The sequence below is a fragment of the Nonomuraea sp. NPDC049607 genome (assembly GCF_040675375.1).
Lineage (GTDB): Bacteria > Actinomycetota > Actinomycetes > Streptosporangiales > Streptosporangiaceae > Nonomuraea.
On sequence record NZ_JBFAOV010000091.1, the window covers coordinates 1 to 5,050 of the forward strand.

Annotated in this window: 4 protein-coding genes and 1 pseudogene; 4 read left to right on the forward strand and 1 reads right to left on the reverse strand. The window is 63.3% G+C overall.

All coding sequences use genetic code 11. The annotated features are described in order from the left end of the window. Positions 1–292 precede the first annotated feature (292 nt). From AB0J97_RS51440 to AB0J97_RS51455, 4 genes and pseudogenes are all read left to right on the forward strand, one after another. Positions 293–691, forward strand: coding sequence for a hydroxyisourate hydrolase (locus AB0J97_RS51440; RefSeq protein ID WP_364104739.1), 399 nt, complete (start codon positions 293–295; stop codon positions 689–691). Positions 692–1,043: 352 nt separating this feature from the next. After that, positions 1,044–1,676 carry an AfsR/SARP family transcriptional regulator gene (locus tag AB0J97_RS51445; RefSeq protein ID WP_364104742.1) on the forward strand — a complete coding sequence of 211 codons (633 nt, stop codon included), beginning with the start codon at positions 1,044–1,046 and terminating at the stop codon, positions 1,674–1,676. 136 nt (positions 1,677–1,812) lie between these two features. Further along, positions 1,813–2,790, forward strand: coding sequence for a hypothetical protein (locus tag AB0J97_RS51450; protein WP_364104745.1), 978 nt, complete (start codon positions 1,813–1,815; stop codon positions 2,788–2,790). Positions 2,791–3,100: 310 nt separating this feature from the next. Then, positions 3,101–4,044, forward strand: a pseudogene (locus AB0J97_RS51455) (IS5 family transposase). Here the strand turns inward: AB0J97_RS51455 and AB0J97_RS51460 are convergent. Continuing rightward, a partial coding sequence (locus AB0J97_RS51460) for a lanthionine synthetase LanC family protein (RefSeq protein ID WP_364104748.1) occupies positions 4,025–5,050 on the reverse strand: 1,026 nt, incomplete at its 5' end. The pseudogene AB0J97_RS51455 and the gene AB0J97_RS51460 sit on opposite strands and share 20 nt — an antisense overlap.

Below are 5,050 nucleotides of genomic sequence, written 5' to 3' on the forward strand. Positions count from 1 at the left end.
GCGGCGAGCGTTATGAGTAGGCACTTGACGAGAGAAACCTTGTTGTTCTTCAAGAGGGCCTCCTGTGTGCGGCATCGGAGTGATTGCCGCTGCTCCGAAAACATATAACAAGATAGGTATCGCCAGGCTATTGCGAATCTTTCCGCAGTGGGCGACGCGAGGAACGGGAAGAGCGATGGTCGGGGAAGATAGCAGACGAGAAGCGCCAGGATAGTGTGCTGCGTCATTATGGCTTTGACAACACCGCGCTTATCATGCACATGCGTCGATCGGCGCAGGTAGGAGATTCCAAGTGTCCCCCTCGAGCATCACTCCGTACGCACTCGACGCCGCGTACGGCAGACCTGCTGCTGGGATCCCCGTCCTATTGCAGCACTTGGCAGGAGGATGCTGGCAAACCGCAGCTCGTGCTGCGACCGATGAAGACGGCTTGGTGCGAGACTGGGGCTCCAAAGACCTTGAGCAAGGGCATTACCGATTGCTGTTCAACATCGATCACTACTACGCCACTCTTGGATTGAGCGTGCCCTACCCGACCGTCACAGCGAACTTGCGCCTACAGGACGTTTCGGTTGACTGGCAAATGCAGCTGACCTTGGCGCCGCACTCATACATGATCTCTTTCTGTGCCCTTGCCTCCCACTTCCGCCACTGCAGGTCGGTCGGCGAACGCAAAGGCGGCGGTATCTGACGGACGCCCACTAGAAGATTCAACCGTTGGTAGAACCGCCGAGAAGATCATCGCCGGACCAAGGAACGTTCGTGCGTGCTGACCGGCAGCACTGCAACTGTTAATCGACATGATCCAGAAGGACCACTCGTTCTGCGGCCACACTTGGAATGCAAGGCACTGAATGAACCAGGAAGGCCTCGTGATTTTTCATTTACTTGGACCGGTTCGTCTGGGCTCGGAGGCTGTCACCCCCTGCCCCGCGTCGCCCACATCACTGGGCGTACTTGCGGCTCTCATGCTCGCCGGGGTCCATGGCCTGTCGGCATCCAGGCTAAAACGGCTGATCTGGGACAACCCTCCGCGTTCTGCGATGTCCAACCTTCGCACGTATATCGGACAAGCGCGTACACACCTGCGGGAATACGGTCTCACTGGCCGCCTACACACTAATCGTGGTACCGGCGGAGCTGACGCGACATACCGGCTGTTCATCGAGAGCGGGGAGAGCGATGTACAGGCGTTCAATGAGCACACGGCCCAGGCTGGCGTCGCGTCTGCTCGCGGCCAATTCGACGTTGCGATGCACAGGCTCAGGCAAGGGCTGTCGCTATGGGCGGGGCCTGCATGCTCCAACGCATCGGGTAGCACGGTGATGCGAGGGCACATCTATGCTCTTAATGAGCAGAGACTGCTCGCCCGCGAGGACTACATTGAGGCGGGTCTCGCGCTCGGGTTGGCCCATGCTCTGGTTGGAGAGGCTCGTGCCGTCGTAGCTGATCACCCGACCAGAGAGCGAGCGTCCGAGCAGCTCATCCGAGTTCTCTACTCGAGTGGCGACCCCCACGGCGCTCTGAACGAGCACAGGAGACTGTCGATGCGGCTAAGAGAGGATCTTGGGGTGGATCCCTCGCCTGCACTGCAGCGCCTCTACAGCGCGATCCTGAGTCACGACGAATCGTTGCAGCGCCGGCAGGACTCACGAATCCTTGGGTGGTCCGCATGACCGCCAAAATGTGACCGGCCAGTTCGGTAGCTGCGGGAGTAGGCCGGTCGCGAGTGGCTGGGAACAACCAGCGGACGGTGCAGCGGCTGCTTGGAAGAGGCCCCGATCATGCTTAAGACGAAAAGGAGTTTGCAAGGTGTATAGGATCCGAACGGCTGCTGCCGTACTGATTTCGCTGATGATTCATGCGAGCACCTTGGCGCTGATGGCGCTGGGTGTCCGGGTCATCTATGTCAACGCCGACTTCCTCTTCGCCTGGCTGATCGGAGCCTTGCTCATAGGCGTCGGCGTACTGATGTGTCCTCGGCCACCCCGCTTACCCGTTGACGTCGAGGTGCTGGAGCGGTCAGCCGCTCCCGAACTCCACGCTTTGGCCGAGAGAGTAGCGCGAACCATGCACGTCCAGCCGCCGGCCAGCGTGGCGGTCAGAGATCTGGGAATGACAAGCGAATATGTGCGAACCGGGTTCAGGGGCAGGACACTGGTGATCGGGCTGCCAACCTGGCTACTCCTGCCTGCACGACATCGGGTAGCTCTGTTGGCCCATGCTTACGCCAACCAGGGTCATGAGGGGCTGATCATCGGCAGCGCGCTGTCCACCCTGACGCAATGGCGTGAGTCGCTGCAAGGCAGTGGCGGCAGCGCGTCGCACCTGCGCGAGGAGCAGTACACACGCATCGGCGCCGTGCTCGGCGCGCAGGGCACACCAGCAGGCACGTACGAAGCGGCGGGGTCGATCGGGCGCGTGGTCGGCCACGTCCTGGGCTGGCCAGTGATGTTGCTTCAGCGACTGCTGACCAGGCTCATACGGGCCGACGGCGGTAGGCGCACGCACCAGCACCCTCCGGAGGTACGTGCGGTCGTCACAGACACCGACCTACGCGAGCTGTCCGAGCTTATGGAAGGATCGCGATTCTTGGCGCCGGTACAAGCCGCTGCCTTGCGTGGGGCTACCACGTCCGCGATCCGGGAATCGGCGCTTGATCGAGCCTCGGAGCTTGGCATGGACACAGGCGATGCCGACGTGCTGACGGCACCGGCATCATGTCGAATCGACTGCGAGCTCTCCCGGCACTATTCGCGGGCCATCCGCGGGTTCGGCCTGATCTCATAGCTCCCGGGTGTGCCTGTGCAGGCGTTTCTGCCAGAGCGCGCAAGCGCCTGCACGCGTGTCGTCATCCCATTAGTACGGCGCGTTCCCAGGTCAGGGGTTTATCGGCAGCAAAGGCGGCAAGGACTGCGGCTACTCCTGCCGCCCCTTCAAGAAACCCTGGATGGTCCCGGGGGCCTATGCGCAGATGGATGTCTCGGTAGCCGAAGTCGGCCTCAGGGTCGTACTTGTCGAGCAGTTCATCCAGCTCTCGTTCTAGGAGCTGTTTCTTAGATCTGCTGACTGATCGTGCCTGCGTCGTCACGATTGACCTATGGGTCGAGGTGACTTAACCAACGCGGAGTGGGAGCGGCTCAGGCCGCTGCTGCCCGAGGGTGGCCAGCAGGGTGGGCGGTGGAACGACCACCGCAGGACGATCAACGGCGTGTTGTACCGGGCTCGCACCGGCCTGCCCTGGCGGGACCTGCCTGAACGATTCGGCCCCTGGATCACGGTGTACAAGCGGCACCGGCGCTGGTCGGCCGATGGCACCTGGCAGCGCTTGCTGACCGCGATCCAGGCCGAGCGGGATGCCGAGGGCGAGGTGGACTGGGACATCTCCGTGGACTCCACCACCGTCCGGGCTCACCAGCACGCCGCCGGCGCGCCCCGCACCCCGCCGCCTGTCCCCGCGCCGCCCGGCCGGCAAAAGGGGGACGCGGCCGGGACAAACCGGGGCGATCCGGTGCTGGCCGCGCTGGCCGCCCGGCTGGGGGAGGTGGTCAGGCTGGGGAATGCCTAGGTCGTTCCCGCGGCGGGTTCACCACCAAGATCCACCTGTCGGCGGACGGCCGATGCCGGGCGCTGTCGCTGGTCCTGACGCCGGGCCAGTACGGCGACAGCCCGCAGTTGGAGCGGGTGCTGCGGGCTGTGCGAGTCCCTCGCCTAGGGCCGGGACGCCCGCGTACCCGACCCGACAGCGTGGCCGCGGACAAGGCGTACTCCTCGCGCGCCAATCGCGTCTACTTGCGACGCCGTAAGATCCGCCACACCATTCCTGAACCGCGTGACCAGCGTGCCAACCGCCGCAGGCGCGGCTCTGCCGGGGGACGGCCCACCGGCTTCGATGCCGACCGCTACAAGGCACGCAACGTCGTCGAACGGGCCATCAACCGGCTGAAGAACTTCCGGGCCGTGGCCACACGCTACGACAAGCGCGCATACATCTTCCTCGGCACCGTCACCCTGGCCACCTTGGTTATCTGGCTCCGGACCTGATCCAAGAAACAGCTCCTAGTGCCTTATGGAGTAAGCGGCGCGGTTTGGAGGCATCACGGACGAACCGGTGGAGCACGTGCACCAGCCCCGCTTTGCCGTGACAGAACGTGGGAGACGGGATGGCTCTGACGTCTTCGCTGCGTCCGAGGGATGCATGCAAGATTTCGGCCGCTGTGTCCTCCCAAGCAGGACGGTCGCAGGCTAACGCGGCAAGCTGTAGTGCCCGGGCAGCGCCAGGGTTCCCATAGCACCACGCCGATCGGGTCTGGCGCTCCAAGGATGGGGCGACATGAGCGAGGTAGTGGTAAGGGATATCTGGTCCGCCAGAGGTCTCGAGGATGCAGGCGTTCAATCGCTCTGCAAGCGTTGTGATCAGTGGTGTGAGGTCGAAGTCCAGTAGGGCCGCACGCTTGATGAGGCAAGCAAGAGCAAGCGGTCCAGCGATGCCATGTGCCACTCCAAGGTTGAGATATCCGCTGCGCGCTTCTGGATACGGGTCACGGATCCGGTCTGGTGGCGTCCAGAAGCCTCCGGGAACAGGCTGGAAGGCCCACACGGTGAAACGTCGCATGATACGTTCTAGAAGGCTGATCGCCAGGGTGGAATGAGTGCTGGGCGTACTCGTCCGCCCAGCCAGGTGACGAGAGTCCTCTGCAGCTACGGTCAATGGGACGGCTGCACCGCTCAGACCGTCGATCAGGTCGAAGTCCGCCTCAGCCAGCCCTCCCGCAGGCGGCAACTTGTCAAGCGCCACGCCGATCCAAGCGAAGAGCATGGCCTCCACTTGTTCCAGCACACCAACGTAGCGCTGTCCGCTACGAGAGAGGCAGCGCAGCGCGAAGGTGACTCCAGCCACGCTGTGGAACAGCGATATCGATTGAGGCGCGGCTGCGGTTCCCAGCGCCGCCTTGAGAAATGCGTGCCCGCAGGCATCCCACCCTTCATCGGGCCACAGTTCGGCGAATGCGCTGCAGGTTATCGCGAGGCCAGTGTCACCTCTGAGCAT

Bases quoted from the DNA above. Each gene is read 5' to 3' on its own strand.
- AB0J97_RS51445 (WP_364104742.1), top strand. From the start codon at position 1,044: ATGTCCAACCTTCGCACGTATATCGGACAAGCGCGTACACACCTGCGG.